This is a genomic window from Chlorogloeopsis sp. ULAP02 (genome assembly GCF_038404745.2).
Classification (GTDB): domain Bacteria; phylum Cyanobacteriota; class Cyanobacteriia; order Cyanobacteriales; family Nostocaceae; genus Chlorogloeopsis.
Genome location: NZ_JAYKTT020000009.1, coordinates 47,223 through 63,842 on the forward strand (window position 1 = coordinate 47,223; position 16,620 = coordinate 63,842).

Below are 16,620 nucleotides of genomic sequence, written 5' to 3' on the forward strand. Positions count from 1 at the left end.
CTTAAACTTGTTTGTGAGAAGCACTTTACTTGAAATTTCCCTATGGACGCGACGGCACTTTGGCAACGATACCAGAAATGGCTATATTTCCATGAAGGATTAGGATTTTATCTGGACGTAAGCCGGATGCGGTTTGACGATGCCTTCGTGAAAGACTTGCAGCCAAAGTTTGAGAAGGCTTTTGCGGATATGGCGGAACTTGAGAAGGGGGCGATCGCCAACCCCGACGAAAACCGCATGGTTGGACACTACTGGCTGAGAAATCCCGATCTGGCTCCTACTCCCGAACTGACGCAAGAAATTGTCAGCACAATCGAGCAAATTGAAGTATTTGCGGAAAAAATCCACACAGGTGCAATTCATCCGCCGAAAGCACCCCGTTTCACCGATATTATTTCGATTGGGATTGGTGGTTCTGCCCTCGGCCCCGAATTTGTTGCAGAAGCCCTCAGCCCAGACTTTCCACCACTGGTTATCCACTTTATCGATAATACCGATCCCGCAGGTATTGATCGCATTTTGACTCATGTACGTAATCGACTAGCTAGCACTTTGGTATTGGTAATCTCCAAATCAGGAGGCACGCCAGAACCACGCAACGGTATGATTGAAGTCAAAAAAGCCTATGCTGGACAAAACTTAGATTTTGCTAATTATGCGATCGCCGTTACCATGCCCGGCAGTCATCTAGACGATGTCGCCAAATCAGAAAACTGGTTGGCAAGGTTTCCAATGTACGATTGGGTAGGTGGGCGCACCTCAGAAATGTCAGCCGTGGGGTTTGTACCAGCGGCATTACAAGGCATTAATATCCGCGAGATGCTTGAGGGTGCTAAAGAAATGGATGACGCTACCCGTGTCCCTGATCTGAAAAATAACCCAGCAGCATTATTAGCTTTGTCTTGGTATTACGCTGGCAATGGACGGGGCGAAAAAGACATGGTTGTCCTACCTTATAAAGACAGCCTACTCCTATTTAGCCGCTACTTGCAACAGCTGGTGATGGAATCTTTGGGTAAAGAAAAAGACTTAGACGGTAACGTTGTCCATCAAGGCATCGCCGTGTATGGCAATAAAGGCTCAACTGACCAACACGCTTACGTCCAGCAGTTACGTGAGGGTGTAGCAAATTTCTTCGTTACCTTCATTGAAGTTTTAGAAGACCGTAAGAGTCCATCTCCAGAAATCGAACCAGGAATCACCTCAGGTGATTATCTTTCAGGTTTTCTGCAAGGAACCCGACAAGCATTGTATGAAAATCACCGTGATTCGATTACAGTTACAATTCCTCAAGTTAATTCCCGTACTGTCGGAGCATTAATTGCTTTATATGATCGCGCTGTTGGTTTGTATGCCAGCTTAGTCAACATCAATGCCTATCATCAACCAGGAGTAGAAGCTGGCAAAAAAGCTGCCGCTGCCATTCTCGAATTGCAAAAACGAGTACTGGAAGTCCTGCAATCATCAAAAACGCCTCTTTCGTTGGCAGAAATTGCTCAAAAAGCTGGTTCTGCCGACCAAATTGAATCAATTTACATCATTCTGCGTCATCTCCACGCCAATGGGCGCGGTATAGTTTTGCAAGGCAATCTTGGTCAACCCGACACTCTCAAAGTTGCGATCAGTTGACATATTCAGCACCTCACCGTCTATCACATTTTGTAGCAATATTGTCACAGTCGTAACAATATTTTATACATGAGCATCTTAAATTGAAGGTCAAGCTTCAATATTTAAGATGCTCTTTTTAGGATGTTGTTATGAGTCTGAGGGGAATTGAAATCCGTCAGTTGAAATCAATTAAAGGGGGAATGGTTGAGTTTTTCACTCCTCAAGCCAGTCATGAAACCATGCTGGTGCAAATTCCCCCAGGTGCGATCGACGAATTATTTGTACATAAATCGCAAACCGACCAATTATTGGTAGTCAGAGGTCAGTTCGTACTTGTTACTCTAGTTAATAAAAAATACCAGTATATTGCCTTAAGCGAAGATAATCCGGCTGTAGTAAAAATCCCGCCAGGAGTTATGCACGGAGCGATTAATTTCAGTTCTCAACCGTGTTTTGTCATCAATGCTGTGCTGCGTCACAGAGCAACTCAACAACAAGATTATATTCCTCGTCGCCGACCATTTGCTTATGATTTGGCAGCAGCAGAGTCAGCTTTGAGGAAGCTAGAAGTGACAAACCGGATAGAGATTTTCTACTAAGCATTGTCATATCTGTTACTCTGGTTTAACCTGCTGCACAGACTCCCGCATCTCCTTCAAAATTTCCTCTTGTTCAGTCTAAGCAATTCGCGCTTGTTCAGCAGCTTGCCGATCTATCTCCTGTGACACCCTTTCGTGTTCAGCAGATTGCCGTTATTCTTCTTCTGCCCCAATAGCGTTTGGCTTCTTTTGCTTTAGCGAGTCTTGAGCATCAGACATATGTTTGTCTATTTTCCTAGCTCTCCTCAAATTTTACCACTCTCAACTAAGTAGCCACCATGAACTGCCTGTACCAGAACGCATGAAATAAACTTTCTTTTCTACCTGCACTCTTGCGTGTAGCGACTTTTATACACCTTGGGCAAGCCCTTCCCGCAGGGTAGGGTAAGTAGCCGCTTTGCGTCTACTGCCTCCTGCCTTCGACTTGAAAACAAGATTGCCAGTTTGTAGAGTAAAATTGCACAATTATCATAGAGATTTTCTTTAAATTTTGCATTGAGCCAACTGGCAGCCCGTTCAAGCAAACTTTCAGTTGTAAAGATAAGCTTGACGGTTTGGCATCTTCTGCAAAAGTTACACATATTTTAATATTTTTGAAGAGATAGAGTTCAGCAATTCCTAAAGTATGGCGGGACATAGTAAGTGGGCAAATATTAAACGCCAAAAGGCTGTAGTGGATGCAAAAAAGGGCAAGACATTCACTCAACTGGCGCGTGCGATTATTGTTGCTGCCAGAAGCGGCATCCCAGATCCAGCAGGGAATTTTCAACTACGCACGGCGATAGATAAGGCAAAAGCAGCTGGCATACCCAATGACAATATAGAAAGAGCGATCGCCAAAGGAGCAGGTACTTTTGAAGGCGATGGTTCTCAACTAGAAGCGATTCGCTACGAAGGTTACGGCCCTGGAGGAGTTGCTATTTTAATAGAAGCTCTGACAGATAACCGCAATCGTACCGCCGCTGACTTACGTGCTGCCTTTAGTAAAAATGGCGGAAATCTCGGTGAAACCGGATGTGTAAGCTGGATGTTCAATCAAAAAGGCGTTTGTACTGTTGAGGGAGTAGAAGACGAAGAACAGCTTTTAGAAGCAGCCTTAGAGGGTGGTGCTGAGTCTTATGAAATGACAGAAGATAAAACAGCAGAAGTGTTCGCTGAGGTGAAAAATTTAGAAAACCTCAATCAAAGCTTGAGAGAAAAAGGTTTTCAGGTGACTGATGCTGAATTGCGTTGGATTCCTAGTAATAACGTAGAAGTTTCTGATCCAGATCAGGCGCGATCGCTTCTCAAATTAATTGATACTCTAGACAGTTTGGATGATGTGCAAAATGTCACGGCTAATTTTGAAATGTCAGAACAGCTAATGAGTGTGAGTATGAGTTGATACTGTTTTTAGAATAAATATAACTTTTAACAGAGCGATCGCACTTCTTCAACGCTTGCTAAGGCAAAGTCCAGTTTTCTAATTGAAGTCCAGAAATACGGCTATAGTACTGAGTATCATTTGTCACTAAAATATAATTTTCTGCTACCGCAACACTAGCAATTAGTAAATCAAAATCAGCTATAGGTTGCCCTGTTCTGCGGAGTTCTGCCTTTAATTGGCCAAATAATTTGAGAGAGTTATTGTCTAAAGGAATATATAGATATGTTTTTGATAAATTCTTCTACACGAGCTAAATTTTCTTCGACTCGATTGGAATTATATGCACCATAATATAATTCAGCAAATGTGATGACGCAAATAACAATGTGATTCCAGCTTACTTTCCTAACTTTGTCTCTGACAGAAAATCTATCTGTCAACCAATAGATGCAGGTATCTGTATCAAGTAAGTAGGTCACAGGCTATAATCGGAGTTAGAAATAGTACGGCTATCATAAATATCTTGAATAATTGCTTCTGGAGTGCGTTCATCTTCCCAAGCACCAAATGTTTCTATAAACTTATCTAGCGGATGAGTGGTTGGTGCTGCTTTAGGCGGTGTTATGATTTCGCTAGCTATCAATTGTTCTACTTCAGAAATACCTAAACTTTGAGTTTGTTCTTTAGCTATCACCATGATTTGCATTAATGCTATAGCTTGACGTAGAACATCACTTTTACTTCCGCCTAGCTTTTTTGCCAATTCTTCTAATATCTGGTTGAGTTCAGGCGACAAATCTAAGTTTAAGTGAACCATCCTCTGAGTATTAGTCATGGTTCTCTCCTTGTATAAATCATAAGTATATCTTACCTTTGTCTCCCCACGCTTTCACGCTTACAATTACTCTGCTACAAATTTAGCCAACACCCTAGAAGGGTGCCGCTACACGAACAAAACCTACCTGCGTGGGCTTCAAAACCAAGCTATGCGAAGTTAAACTTTGCTTGTCTACCTTTGGCTAGAAAAATTAAGTTATTTGGGCATGAACTTTGGGAAATATATAATTAAGCAAATTTAAATATTTCTAAAATCAAGGAAAATGCAAAGAAATTTTACGCAATTATATTTGCATTGTGTTTGGGGAACTTGGGATAGATTACCGTTAGTCACACCAGATATTCAAAATATTATTTATAATGCTATTGCTCATCAATGCCAAGAATTAGGATGCACATTAATAGCAATTGGTGGTATTGAGAATCACGTACATCTTTTAACCAATTTTCTACCGACTTTAACTATATCTGAATTGATAGGAAAAGCTAAAGGCAGTTCTTCCCACCTAATTACTCATGAAATTAAACCTGATAGCTTTTTTAAATGGCAAGGTGGTTATGGTGCATTCACCGTTAGTCATCAAAATATCAACCAAGTAGCAAATTATATTAGAAATCAAGCCCAACATCATAGCCAAAAAACTCTAATATCCGATTGGGAAACGTAACACAAAAAGCCCGTGCAGACGGGCTTTGTTCGTATAGCCTCACCCTTGTAGGGTGTAGGCGCTCTAATTTGATTGATATATGGAAAAATGCATTAATTCATCTAATGCACCAACTCGCTCGCTCGCTTAGTTAAAGCCTCCGCAGTCAATCCATTAAACGCCATCAACTCACCAGCGCTCGCAGTAGTCTCCCCACGTCTCCACGCAAAGGTATCACGCTTACAAGTACTCCGCAACATAACTGGTTCCAGCATCCCTGCCGCACCACCAGTCACACCAATTATTGCATTGCCATCAAACAATTCAGCGAATTTTTCATCATCTATAAAACCATCATCGGGTTCAGCACAGGTATCCCAAGCTGTATCATCAGGGCGATATAAACGCCGGGGGTTAATAACAGAAACTATCTTCACCCCAATACCTTCAGTTTCCAAAAAAGCAGCGGCTTCAAATACAGGCATTAATGTCATGTCACCAATTACGGCAAACACAACTTTTTTATCACCGGGAACTTCTTGCAAAACTACTGCACCATCGCGCAACCCTTGGCGAGTCATATTAAAAGTAGTGCGAATTGGTAGCGGCGATTTACTTGCAGTAATGACAATTCCTTTATTCTTAGTTGTCAGCGCCCAGTCGTAACAGACTTGAATGCTATTTGCATCAGGTGGAAACAATGGAAATACATTGCCATTGCGCATCATAGCAGCAAAATAAGCTTCAATTTCCGGACGTTGGTGTGTCCAACCGTTGCGCCCTTGCTCTAGCGCACCTGCGGTGAATAAAGTAATTGTTGAAGGAGTAGGGCGGCGCAATTCTGCCATTGCTTGGGTAACTGTTTGCCAAATTGGTAAACCGTTAATGGCAAAAGATTCGTAAGAACACCACAAACTTCTTGCACCCATTAACGCCAAACCAACCGCTAACCCCGCACAAGCATCTTCGCTCAGAGGTTCATAAACTTGTCCGCCTGGTTCTTGGTTGTATAAGTCGTCGCTGGTAGGGTGGATAATTTTGAGTGCTTGGTTAATGTTGGCAATCCCTGATGCCTCGTTACCGTCGGCGTTAGTGACGAGGAAGTTTCTATCTGTTTGTCCAACTTTTGCCACCAAATATCCCATTGCTGTAGTGGCAACTTTTGGCTCGCCACCAACGTGATATTCTTCTAAGGGCAATTCGCCTAATTCTGGCAAGGGTAATTCAAATTCTGTGACAACTGTCTTCGCTGCCGAGCCGCCCCCTGCACGTTCACAGTTTGTTCTTACCAATTGCCAAGCTTCATGGGGCAAAGCGCGTTCTTTTAGCGCATTTACAATGTGGGGTGCATCTAAAGTATCTTTGGGATAAAGGTTATGAGATTTTGCTCCTCTAGCGTGAACGCCTGCACCTTTAAGTTGTTTAATGATGAATACGGTCAACTTACCACTTAAAGCCGATCGCGCTGCTTCATCCACACCCATTAACACTGCTTTGGTAAAAGCTAGCCGTTGCTCAAAGGAAAATGCAGTGCTATCAACGTAATTGCCTGGCTGGTTTTTGTCGTCAAAGTCTTTTGCATCTACTAGCACGACTTCTTCAAAGCCATTACCGTGCCAGTATGCCATCATTTCTTCATTGGTTTTGATCGAAACCATGCTGTGGTGTTCTTGGCTGTAACCGTTCCACACCAACACTGGCAAGAAGTTGGTAACACCAGGATAGGCGGTGTGGAAGTGCGCCATTGAACTCATGATGTAGGGTTCACCCAATCCACCATCACCAAGGGTAAAAGGAAATAGCTTGTCTTTGTGCAATAGTGCAGCTGCCATAGCAAAGTGCTGTCCTTGTCCCAAAGGCCCTGCTGGTGCGAGAATACCGGGAATATAACCGGAGAGGTGTCCTAATAGCCCGTGTTTTTCCCGAAAGCGATCGCGCAATTGTTGCACTGTGTATATGTCCATGTCCTCTAACGAACGATCCAAGAACATGGCACTATAAAATCCGGGAGCGTGGTGTCCCACTTCGGTGATGATATTTTTATAACCGAGCATAACTAGTGCTGCATAAGCTTCTGCTTGGCTGGCAAAACCGCCAGGGTGTCCAGAAGCTTTACTACCAGTAATTTGCAGTGTCAAATAACGTAAAGCATCCGCAGCCAGCAAAGTTTGATACACTGCCCCTGGATCTTTTGGATCGGCGATCGCTACTTTACCTAATTCGATGGCAGGTGTTGCACCATAAATTTCAAACTCCGGTAACGCTTCACCAAAATATTGAATTCCTTCCCAAAAGTTGGGAAGCGCTGAAGTTGCCTTTGGGGAAATAGCTGTCATGCTGAATACCTTACCTATGAGGAGACACTAGAAAAGCTCATCCAATTTAAGGAAAATTTTACAACTTTCAGGTTGTAACAATTAATTGCTATTTCACAAGGTAAGGATAATTAGCTTAAATAGCAACTTAATTAAAATTAATAATTTAAATTGCTTATCAATTGCAAAACATTAAGATATTTCTCAAAATTAGGGCTGACTAGCTCAGTCCTCATCAAAAATTTACGCTGTGCCAAGCTCTAGTCATCATAGTTTGTGACAGCCTGTTTAAGAATTCAAAACAAGAGTACTGAGAAGTCAGCCATTAAACCAAGCCAATCAGCGAAAAACAAGTAAATTACTAAATGAGTTAATCTATCTAGTAGTACGAGTGTCTTCTACAAGCATTAGACTGGCTTTATGAAACTCAACCTATGAAGATGTAAATATCTCTTTGATACTACTGCCCTTGTAAACCATACTTGACGATGAGCAGACAATTTCTGTCATCTGCACTACGCTCGTAAACAACTTGATCGGCCAAGCGACGGAGAAGAAACCATCCATATCCTCCTACTTGTAGAGTTCCTGGCTCAGGTTCAGCGATCGCATCGGGATTAAAAGGTTTTCCATGATCCCAGATTCTGATTTCGAGCCTGTCTATCCACAAAGAAACATCTATCTCAATGGTAGTGTCTGGTGGTAAAGATTGATGCGCGTGCCGAACAGCGTTGGTAAAACCTTCTGCTAATGCTAAATTGAGACGATATAGTTGATTTTCTGACCACCCACGCTTAGACAAATGTTGTAAGCAAAATTGCTCAAACCATTGTTGTACCTGGTTTAGAAGCTTAAGTTCGCTTTTCACCGTCAGATGGTCTTGCTGCATGATGCTAAGCATTGACCTTGACTTGAATAGATGAAAAATATTTTCCGGTATTTTCTACGATCTAGAGTCTTGATACTTTGAAATGGCATTTCAATCCAAAATTTCAAATCATTCACAATTCAACCTGGATTATTAAAATAGACGCCTGTAGATTTTTCTCAAAAGCACTTTTGCACTTACTGAGAAACTCACAGGCGTCAAAGTCATATTATGATGACTTATTTAGAAAAGACCCAATGTGAGGGACTTATCTAATGGGAAGGTAGCGCCAATACCCAGCCAGATTGTGACTAGAGTACCAAACAAAAAGATTGCTGTCGCTACTGGACGGCGGAAAGGGTTTTGAAACTTATTGACGTTTTCGATGAAGGGAACAAGAATCAGCCCCAAGGGTACAGACGCCATCAATAATACCCCTAAAAGTTTGTTAGGAACTGAGCGCAAAATTTGAAATACGGGATATAAATACCACTCTGGTAAAATTTCCAGGGGTGTGGCGAAAGGATTTGCTGGTTCTCCGACCATAGCCGGATCTAGCACTGATAGAGCCACAATGCAAGCGAAGCTTCCCATGATTACAACAGGGAATACATACAGCAAGTCATTAGGCCAAGCTGGTTCGCCATAGTAGTTATGACCCATGCCTTTTGCCAGTTTAGCCCTTAATTTAGGATCGCTGAGGTCTGGTTTCTTTAGTGTTGCCATTTCTAAATGTGCTCTCCTGCTTATGTCTAGTTAAAGCATCTGTGAAAGCCATCAGCTATCAGGCATTAGCTTTCAGCTTAAGATACAATAGTTCGTTTTTTTTGTCTCTTATGTGTCAATAACAATTGTTATTTTTCCTTCAGTTTAAAACAAACAACTGGATCTTGGAACTGAAAGCCTTTGCCTGTTGCCTAAAGCCTAGAATTATAACGGACCAGAGATACCTTGCTTGCGGATCATCAAGAAGTGTAGCAGCATGAAGACGGCAATTAGCCAAGGTAGCACAAAGGTATGAGCGCTGTAGTAACGAGTTAATGTCGCTTGCCCAACGCTGGAACCACCGCGCAATAGATCAGAAATCAAAACACCCACTACAGGAATAGCTTCTGGTACACCGCTCACGATTTTTACAGCCCAGTAGCCAACTTGATCCCAAGGCAAAGAGTAGCCAGTCACGCCAAAAGAAACAGTGATCACAGCTAGGATGACACCACTAACCCAAGTCAATTCACGGGGCTTTTTGAAACCGCCAGTGAGGTAAACCCGGAATACGTGCAAAATCATCATTAGCACCATCATACTGGCAGACCAGCGATGGATGGAGCGAATCAGCCAACCGAAGTTCACGTCATTCATGATGTACTGTACAGAGGCATAAGCTTCTGTAACGGTTGGCTTGTAGTAAAATGTCATAGCAAATCCAGTCGCAAACTGGATTAAAAAGCAAGTCAGAGTAATTCCACCCAAGCAGTAAAAGATGTTGACGTGGGGAGGGACGTACTTGCTGGTTACATCGTCAGCGAGCGCTTGAATCTCTAAGCGCTCCTCAAACCAGTCGTAAACGTTGGCCATACAATCTCAATTTCCTAGAAATCGATTCGCGGTTAATAAATCTCCCAATTTAACCAGGGATTTAGAGATTGGGGATCGGGGATTGGGGATTGATGATTGGCGATCAGGGATTGGGTACTGGGTATTAAGATTTCTTTATTCTTAATCCCTAGTCTCCAGTCCCTAGTCCCTAGTCCCTAGTCCCTAGCCCCTAGTCCCTAAAGTTTTGGGATTTTAGTAAAGCTGGGATATCAGAGTGATAATAGTTTTAATAAACTTAACACTCTGCAAAAATGATATATTATTGCATTCCTCTTGCACCCAAACACAAAAATGTTGGACACAATGAAGATTCTAGCGTTTTCTGAGTGGAATGCGCTGAAATCACTGGTTTGATCCACTTGATTTCAAAATGAACCACTTCTATAAAAAAAGTAACATAGTCGAGAGACAGATTTCATATAAATCAAGGCGACTGCATCGAGATAGGTAATTTGGGTTAAAAGTGGAAGTAAAAATGGGGTTAATGCACAAACGGGTTTTTCGGATTAGCTTGTCAGTTGTTTTAGCGTTTTGGCTTGGATTTTGCAGCTTTTGTCAACCAGCAACGGCTTTGAGTGAGGAACAAAAGCTGGTAACGGAAGTGTGGAGAATTGTAAATCGCACTTATTTAGATGACACGTTTAACCATCAAAACTGGGCGGCGGTGAGACAAAAAGTTCTTTCTGCGGCTCTTACAGATCAAAAAGCAGCATACGCAGCAATCGGCAAGATGCTCAAGAGCCTCAACGATCCTTTTACCCGTTTTTTAGATCCAGAGCAGTACCGCAGTTTGCAGGTAAATACTTCTGGAGAACTAACAGGAGTAGGGTTGCAAATTGCCTTGAATCAACAAACAGGAAAGCTGGAAGTAGTGACTCCAATTAGCGGTTCCCCCGCAGAAAAAGCAGGAATTAAACCACGCGATCGCATTGTCAAAATTGAGGGTATTTCCACAGAAAATCTAACTCTAGATGAAGCTGCAACCAGAATGCGCGGGCCTATTGGCAGTTTAGTCACACTGCTGATCGAACGAGACGGAGAAGGAGAAAAGGAATTTAAAGTACCGCGCGATCGCATTAGTCTTAATCCTGTAGTAGCAGAGTTACGCAATACTACCCAAGGAGTGCCTCTTGGCTACATTCGTCTCACTCAATTTAATGCCAACGCTCCAATGGAGCTAGCACACGCCATCAATAATTTAGAAAAAAAAGGTGCTGCTGCCTACATCTTAGATTTGCGAAACAATCCCGGCGGGCTATTACAAGCAGGGATTGAAGTTGCCCGCCTGTGGTTAAACTCTGGCACCATAGTCTATACAGTTAATCGCCAAGGTATTCAAGGCAGTTTTGAATCATTTGGCCCAGCATTGACAGATGATCCGCTAATTGTTTTAGTCAATCAAGGAACTGCTAGTGCTAGTGAGATTCTCGCAGGCGCACTGCAAGATAACGGTCGTGCCACCCTAATAGGAGAAACTACCTTTGGTAAAGGCTTAATTCAGTCGCTGTTTGAATTGTCCGATGGTTCTGGTTTAGCTGTAACAATTGCTAAGTACGAAACTCCTAATCACAAAGATATTAATAAATTGGGTATTAAGCCAGACCTAATTGTCGCTTCCGAACAGATTACTTATGAGCAAATTGGTACAGAATTAGACCATCAATATCAAACTGCTTTAGAACTGCTAGCGAAAAACTCAGTGGTAGCAGCAGGAGCAGCGTGATTAGGAGCTAGGGGCTAGAGGCTAGAATTCTTTAAGTGTGAATAAATCTAAATTCCTCTAATTCCTAATCTCCAATTCCTAGTCCCTAGTCCCTAGCCCTTAGATGATGGCTTGCACTTGCAGCAAAGCTTCTAAATCTAGGTTTTCCAAGCGCTCGTAGGCATTATCTATTACACGTTTACCGCGAAGATAACCAATATTTGCACCAGGACAAATATATAGAATTGTTTCTCTTGAGAAGCTTTTTAATAAATTTTTAATACTCTTAATTTGCCGAGTCCAATGAAAAGTTTTGGCTGTTCGCAATGGCACTGGTTCACCTTGCTGGTTAGGAATTAAATGACGCCCCGAAAAAAGTACACCCCCAAATTCTTTGTAGTAAAGACAAGATGAGCCAGGAGAATGTCCAGGAGTCCAAATGATTTGGATTGCTGAATTCAAGGTAAATTCTTGATGAAAGGTAGTTAAGGCTAATTCCGGTAACAGATAAGCCTCTTGTTCTTGAATCAAAATATTACAGTTAAAGTTTTTCTGAAATTCAGCAGCCCTGCCAATAGCACCCCTATGAGTGAGAAATAACCAGCTTACACCACCATGCGATCGCATAAAATCCTGATTTATCTGGTCAAAGGCCGGACAATCAACCAGGATATTGCCTTCATTTCTTACAATAAAATAAGCGGTTCCCCCTAACGTGTCCCGATTTGGTGGAAATGCGAAAATAGTATCTAGCGCGAAGTCCGTAGACGCTTTTGCGTCTTCCCGCAGTGTGTGGTGAGCAGCGCCTTGGGCGGGTTCCCCGACTTGTGGCGACTGCGAACCCGGAGGGAGGTTTCCTCCGTTAGCGTTAGCTCCACTCTGCGAAAAGCCGCCCTCCGGGCGTCTACGCGGAGCGAGGCTCGGAACTTCGTAAGAGAGGACTTCTCGTGGTGGCTTAATAATCTGACTTGATTCTTGAGGCAAGGGACACATGAGAACTACTAATTGGGGATTTACGGGTGTTCCGGTTTCAGTATAAGACTTCTGGCGCTCTGATGGGGGAATGGTGTTTAGCTTGTGGCAAGAGCTATGGTGCTTTTGACTACAAGTGAGACTCACGTTTGAAATTAAATTAAAACAACATGGCTGTTTGGTTTCTTCTTTTATTGGGACTAATTACTTATCTAATGGTGCAACGCAGTGTCGCTCAAATCACGCGGACGCCAGTTTGGCTGTTGTGGTTAATTTTGATGACACCAGCACTACTATGGACTGGATGGACAGTGATGTACGGTACGAATCAACCTCTGCCGCGATCGCTAATGATTTGGCCGTTAATTATCTGCCCTTTGTTATACTGGGTGTTGTTTCAATGGGGGCGTCAACTGCCAAATGACAAACAGACTGAACCCCAAACGCCGAATTCAGAATCGGCTGTAAATACTACCCCAAAACCATTACCTGTGCGTCCCCTTGAACAAAACGAAGAAACCCAGCTACGCAATTGTTTTCCTTGGTCTATATACTACGTTCAAAATATTGAGTATAGACCTCAAGCTGTTATCTGCCGGGGTCAGTTAAGAACTAAGCCAACACAAGCTTATCAACAAATTAAAGAGAATATTGAAGCAAGATTTGGCGATCGCTTCTTAGTGATCTTTCAAGAAGGTTTGAATGGTAAGCCCTTCTTTGTACTTGTTCCCAACACACAAGCTGCCAAAGCTAACACAAGTTCAACCGAAAAGCTAACACGCCCAGGACTAGCGCTACTACTATTAGCAACAACTTTAGTAACTACTACCTTAGTAGGGGCGAGAATTGCTGGTGTTGTACCTACAGCAGCCCTCCAATCCGATCCAGCTATGTTTTTGCAAGGATTGCCCTACGCTTTGGCTTTAATATTTATATTGGGCATCCATGAACTTGGTCACTATCTCACAGCTAGATATTATAAAATTCGCTCCACCTTACCTTATTTCATTCCCATCCCATTTTTCTTAGGAACTTTTGGTGCATTTATTCAGATGCGCAGCCCTGTACCTCACCGCAAAGCTCTATTTGATGTCAGTATCGCTGGGCCTGTAGCAGGGTTTATAGCCACTCTGCCATTATTAATATGGGGTTTGGCTAATTCTGAAGTGGTTCCTTTACCAAGTGAAAGAACAGGATTTTTGAATCCAGACGCTCTCAATCCCAGATACTCTATCTTGTTAGCGCTGTTCTCGAAATTAGCGCTGGGAAATCAGTTAACACCACAATCAGCTATCGATCTACACCCAGTTGCAGTCGCTGCTTGTTTAGGACTGATTGTAACTGCTTTAAATTTGATGCCCGTAGGACAATTAGATGGGGGACATATCATCCATGCAATGTTTGGGCAGCGAAGTGCAGTCGTAATCGGTCAAATTTCCCGTTTGCTGCTACTGCTGCTTTCTCTAATACAGCCAGGATTTTTCTTGTGGGCAATTGTCTTATTATTTATACCTTTGATGGATGAACCAGCACTCAATGATGTCACTGAATTAGATAACAAACGCGATATCGGGGGATTACTGGCAATGGCTTTGTTAGTTCTAATTGTCCTACCAGTACCGCAGGCGATCGCTAATTTGTTGCAGATTTAATTTCAGTTAGACTGGAATCGTAAAGGTGATGCTATTAAAGGCAAAGTAAGATACAAATGTCGCAACTAATCCGCGCCCACGTATTCATTTCAGGAAGAGTGCAAGGCGTAGGCTATCGCTTTGCCACTGTTGATACAGCTAGCCAACTAGGATTGAGTGGTTGGGTACGAAATCTCCCTGATGGCAGGGTAGAAGCAGTGTTTGAAGGAGTACGGGAAGTTGTTGAGGAGATGATTCGCTGGTGTCATCAAGGCCCACCCGCAGCTATAGTCAAGGATGTAGTGGTCGAGTATGCAGAACCAGAGGGATTGCGTAGATTTGATGTTAGACGTTAATTTGTGTTGATTCATAAGTTATGCGATCGCTTCATAATAAAGCAAAGCAATTCACTCACCTACTACACACATTTTAAATATTTCACTTGTATTGCTTCACTCTCACTTTGCCAGTCAAATTGCTTTAGATTATATATGTTGTTTACAAAGCCTCAATAGTAAGTCGCAAATAGAGATAATAATTAATTAGTTAATCTTTACTACAAACTATGTGTAGCCTTAATTTGGATAATTAGTATAAGTAGGGTGTGTTACGGCTAGGTCGGGCTTTGAGCGTTTAAGAGAGTCAGATTAGCCATAACGCACCGGATTTGATGTGCGTTACGCGCTACCTCAACACAACGCCAGTGGCTACAACGCGCTTAACCCGCGCTTTATTTATATACGTTAAATTTTTCTCGCCCACTTACTTAGCTGACTATATAGTGCTAGTATACACTCACTTCTAAAACGTAGTTTAAAATACCATTTCCACTAGTTTGCTGAACAATATTAGTGCCAGGGCCGCTAAATTCAATATTGATACCAGATGATTTGGGAAGATAACGCGCTGAAATTTCTACTTTATGTTCTCCGATTGATAGTAATGGTGATAAATTAATTTCTACTTTATTACTGTTAATTCGCTTTACCACCTTACCATTGAGAATAATTGCACCATTTAATTGAGTACCTGAAGTATTAATCCTCAAAATATTAGGTTTACTAAGATTTGCTGCGCTCAGATTCAATGAGCTTTGTTGGTATCCAGAAGAATAGCTAGATTGTTCGCTAAAGCTACTAAAGCCTTTCATATCATTATCGCTATCTACAGTAATAGAAGAACCTTGATTACTAATAAAGTTCTGAGCTAGTGCGGCAGAAACGGTTGCGATCAAAGCTAAACAGCAGACAACAAATAATACTTTTTTCATAGTTCGGTTGAGATAGTAGTAGGTATAAAAATTGTTCACCTACTGAATACTTGTAGCAAAGTGTTTTTATCTGTCTTTTAAAAACTTCTCCAATAAATTGGCAATTTATCAAGGCATTTATTCTATTTAAATAGAATTGCTCAGAAATAATAGGTTTAAACATAAATCAAAATATTAATTAATCCGAAGCTCCTTGATTGGAAAACTTCGGAAGATTGAGATTCATGATATGCACCCTGTTGGGCAACATTATCGTTGCGGAACACCAACTTTTTTAAGAAATTCTGGATCTTGACCGGGGTTGTACACTTGTACTGGAACGTGAACTTGCACACCAACATCTCCTTTACCTGGAGTTGTGCTGGTAGCACCTTCACCAACAACTGCATTACTGTTTCGATTTTGTATAGCAGAGTTAGGGCCAACATTAATTTGAGTCGACCTGTTGGTAACATTGGTTCCAGGTTTGCAGTCTTCTCCAAACTCTTGATTTACATTATTAGTTTGCTGACCTGGATTTCTACTACCGCTAACATCCACTTGCACAGCCACATCGATCGCAGAACAACCTAGTGCTAGGGCAGAAGGAGTGAAAGAGGGAACAAAGAAGGGTGAAACAGCGGTCAGCGAGAATAAGCTAAGGGAGATAAATTTGAAATTCATAATTGCATCCTTTTGAACTAGTAACATGAAGTTGTGGTTGTAGAACTATAAGTGCGACTAGTTGCACTACTGGAGTTTTTAACACTTTGCTGAGTCAAAGTTCTGCCGCTACAATAACCCCGTGTGGTTTGAGGAATTTTCACAGTTGGGACACGGTAAACACGATTTTTTTGAATCCATACTCCAGAACTAGGCCAACGAAAGGGAGAGATACTTGTTGTGGAACTGGGAGCTTTTTTAATCGTAATATCGTTGTTTCCGTCAATTCTTACTCTGGTATTACCGTTTTGGATATCAATGTCGCCTGCTGTGGCTATTCCGGCAGGTAATGCCATCAGCGCAGAAAGTAACAGTATCGAAATTGAACGTTTAGCAGGCATGGTTCAATACCTCACATACAAGAAAAACCGATTTTTTTACTCGATCAGGAATCGGCGAACCTTGGTTACAACTCTTTTACTAACTTTCTGCAAACTGGTACTAGAATTGGTATTGCTTGCATTAGGCAATGCCTACATATAGTTTGAAAAAGAATTGAAT

Annotated in this window: 16 protein-coding genes; 7 read left to right on the forward strand and 9 right to left on the reverse strand. The window is 42.1% G+C overall.

Annotated elements, in window-relative coordinates:
* The first annotated feature begins 42 nt into the window (after positions 1-42).
* From U2718_RS06210 to U2718_RS06220, 3 genes are all read left to right on the forward strand, one after another.
* On the forward strand, positions 43-1,629 hold the full coding sequence (locus U2718_RS06210; RefSeq protein WP_341997839.1) for a glucose-6-phosphate isomerase: 1,587 nt from the start codon (positions 43-45) through the stop codon (positions 1,627-1,629).
* 131 nt (positions 1,630-1,760) lie between these two features.
* Complete coding sequence (locus tag U2718_RS06215; protein WP_341997841.1) at positions 1,761-2,210, forward strand: cupin; 450 nt, start codon at positions 1,761-1,763, stop codon at positions 2,208-2,210.
* Between the two features lie 625 nt (positions 2,211-2,835).
* Positions 2,836-3,594: a YebC/PmpR family DNA-binding transcriptional regulator gene (locus U2718_RS06220; protein WP_341997843.1), complete on the forward strand. Its 759-nt coding sequence runs from the start codon at positions 2,836-2,838 to the stop codon at positions 3,592-3,594.
* 457 nt (positions 3,595-4,051) lie between these two features.
* Here U2718_RS06220 and U2718_RS06225 read toward each other — a convergent pair whose 3' ends face one another.
* Positions 4,052-4,411, reverse strand: coding sequence for a ribbon-helix-helix protein, CopG family (locus U2718_RS06225; RefSeq protein ID WP_341997845.1), 360 nt, complete (start codon positions 4,409-4,411; stop codon positions 4,052-4,054).
* Between the two features lie 265 nt (positions 4,412-4,676).
* Between U2718_RS06225 and tnpA the strand changes: the two genes are divergently transcribed.
* Positions 4,677-5,081: an IS200/IS605 family transposase gene (gene tnpA, locus U2718_RS06230; protein ID WP_341997847.1), complete on the forward strand. Its 405-nt coding sequence runs from the start codon at positions 4,677-4,679 to the stop codon at positions 5,079-5,081.
* A 101-nt stretch (positions 5,082-5,182) separates the two neighbouring features.
* On the opposite strand, the gene U2718_RS06235 is transcribed toward tnpA, so the two are convergent.
* From U2718_RS06235 to petB, 4 genes are all read right to left on the reverse strand, one after another.
* Complete coding sequence (locus U2718_RS06235; protein ID WP_341997849.1) at positions 5,183-7,396, reverse strand: phosphoketolase; 2,214 nt, start codon at positions 7,394-7,396, stop codon at positions 5,183-5,185.
* Between the two features lie 439 nt (positions 7,397-7,835).
* A complete protein-coding gene (locus U2718_RS06240; RefSeq protein ID WP_341997850.1) occupies positions 7,836-8,276 on the reverse strand; it encodes an anti-sigma regulatory factor in 441 nt (146 codons plus the stop codon).
* A 210-nt stretch (positions 8,277-8,486) separates the two neighbouring features.
* Complete coding sequence (gene petD, locus U2718_RS06245) at positions 8,487-8,969, reverse strand: cytochrome b6-f complex subunit IV (RefSeq protein ID WP_016876625.1); 483 nt, start codon at positions 8,967-8,969, stop codon at positions 8,487-8,489.
* A 204-nt stretch (positions 8,970-9,173) separates the two neighbouring features.
* On the reverse strand, positions 9,174-9,821 hold the full coding sequence (petB, locus tag U2718_RS06250; protein WP_016876626.1) for a cytochrome b6: 648 nt from the start codon (positions 9,819-9,821) through the stop codon (positions 9,174-9,176).
* Between the two features lie 496 nt (positions 9,822-10,317).
* Here petB and ctpA point away from each other — a divergent pair, with 496 nt between their 5' ends.
* Positions 10,318-11,565 (forward strand): carboxyl-terminal processing protease CtpA, encoded by a 1,248-nt coding sequence (gene ctpA, locus U2718_RS06255; RefSeq protein WP_341997854.1) that lies wholly within the window; start codon positions 10,318-10,320, stop codon positions 11,563-11,565.
* A gap of 99 nt (positions 11,566-11,664) precedes the next feature.
* Here ctpA and U2718_RS06260 read toward each other — a convergent pair whose 3' ends face one another.
* Positions 11,665-12,333 carry an MBL fold metallo-hydrolase gene (locus U2718_RS06260; RefSeq protein WP_341998103.1) on the reverse strand — a complete coding sequence of 223 codons (669 nt, stop codon included), beginning with the start codon at positions 12,331-12,333 and terminating at the stop codon, positions 11,665-11,667.
* Between the two features lie 353 nt (positions 12,334-12,686).
* Here U2718_RS06260 and U2718_RS06265 point away from each other — a divergent pair, with 353 nt between their 5' ends.
* Both U2718_RS06265 and U2718_RS06270 read left to right on the forward strand, forming a co-directional pair.
* Positions 12,687-14,168, forward strand: a complete 1,482-nt coding sequence (locus U2718_RS06265; protein ID WP_341997856.1) for a site-2 protease family protein — start codon at positions 12,687-12,689, stop codon at positions 14,166-14,168.
* A 56-nt stretch (positions 14,169-14,224) separates the two neighbouring features.
* A complete protein-coding gene (locus U2718_RS06270; protein WP_341997858.1) occupies positions 14,225-14,503 on the forward strand; it encodes an acylphosphatase in 279 nt (92 codons plus the stop codon).
* Between the two features lie 428 nt (positions 14,504-14,931).
* Here the strand turns inward: U2718_RS06270 and U2718_RS06275 are convergent, their stop codons facing one another.
* The 3 genes from U2718_RS06275 to U2718_RS06285 all read right to left on the reverse strand — a co-directional run bounded on the left by U2718_RS06275 (position 14,932) and on the right by U2718_RS06285 (position 16,460).
* Positions 14,932-15,417 carry a hypothetical protein gene (locus U2718_RS06275; RefSeq protein WP_341997861.1) on the reverse strand — a complete coding sequence of 162 codons (486 nt, stop codon included), beginning with the start codon at positions 15,415-15,417 and terminating at the stop codon, positions 14,932-14,934.
* Positions 15,418-15,666: 249 nt separating this feature from the next.
* Positions 15,667-16,080 carry a hypothetical protein gene (locus U2718_RS06280; protein WP_341997864.1) on the reverse strand — a complete coding sequence of 138 codons (414 nt, stop codon included), beginning with the start codon at positions 16,078-16,080 and terminating at the stop codon, positions 15,667-15,669.
* A 17-nt stretch (positions 16,081-16,097) separates the two neighbouring features.
* Positions 16,098-16,460, reverse strand: a complete 363-nt coding sequence (locus tag U2718_RS06285; protein ID WP_341997865.1) for a hypothetical protein — start codon at positions 16,458-16,460, stop codon at positions 16,098-16,100.
* Positions 16,461-16,620 lie beyond the last annotated feature (160 nt).

Coding starts and splice junctions, on each gene's coding strand:
- U2718_RS06210 (WP_341997839.1), top strand. CDS start 43: ATGGACGCGACGGCACTTTGGCAACGATACCAGAAATGGCTATATTTC.
- U2718_RS06215 (WP_341997841.1), top strand. CDS start 1,761: ATGAGTCTGAGGGGAATTGAAATCCGTCAGTTGAAATCAATTAAAGGG.
- U2718_RS06220 (WP_341997843.1), top strand. CDS start 2,836: ATGGCGGGACATAGTAAGTGGGCAAATATTAAACGCCAAAAGGCTGTA.
- U2718_RS06225 (WP_341997845.1), bottom strand. CDS start 4,411: ATGACTAATACTCAGAGGATGGTTCACTTAAACTTAGATTTGTCGCCT.
- tnpA (WP_341997847.1), top strand. CDS start 4,677: ATGCAAAGAAATTTTACGCAATTATATTTGCATTGTGTTTGGGGAACT.
- U2718_RS06235 (WP_341997849.1), bottom strand. CDS start 7,396: ATGACAGCTATTTCCCCAAAGGCAACTTCAGCGCTTCCCAACTTTTGG.
- U2718_RS06240 (WP_341997850.1), bottom strand. CDS start 8,276: ATGCTTAGCATCATGCAGCAAGACCATCTGACGGTGAAAAGCGAACTT.
- petD (WP_016876625.1), bottom strand. CDS start 8,969: ATGGCAACACTAAAGAAACCAGACCTCAGCGATCCTAAATTAAGGGCT.
- petB (WP_016876626.1), bottom strand. CDS start 9,821: ATGGCCAACGTTTACGACTGGTTTGAGGAGCGCTTAGAGATTCAAGCG.
- ctpA (WP_341997854.1), top strand. CDS start 10,318: ATGGGGTTAATGCACAAACGGGTTTTTCGGATTAGCTTGTCAGTTGTT.
- U2718_RS06265 (WP_341997856.1), top strand. CDS start 12,687: ATGGCTGTTTGGTTTCTTCTTTTATTGGGACTAATTACTTATCTAATG.
- U2718_RS06270 (WP_341997858.1), top strand. CDS start 14,225: ATGTCGCAACTAATCCGCGCCCACGTATTCATTTCAGGAAGAGTGCAA.
- U2718_RS06275 (WP_341997861.1), bottom strand. CDS start 15,417: ATGAAAAAAGTATTATTTGTTGTCTGCTGTTTAGCTTTGATCGCAACC.
- U2718_RS06280 (WP_341997864.1), bottom strand. CDS start 16,080: ATGAATTTCAAATTTATCTCCCTTAGCTTATTCTCGCTGACCGCTGTT.
- U2718_RS06285 (WP_341997865.1), bottom strand. CDS start 16,460: ATGCCTGCTAAACGTTCAATTTCGATACTGTTACTTTCTGCGCTGATG.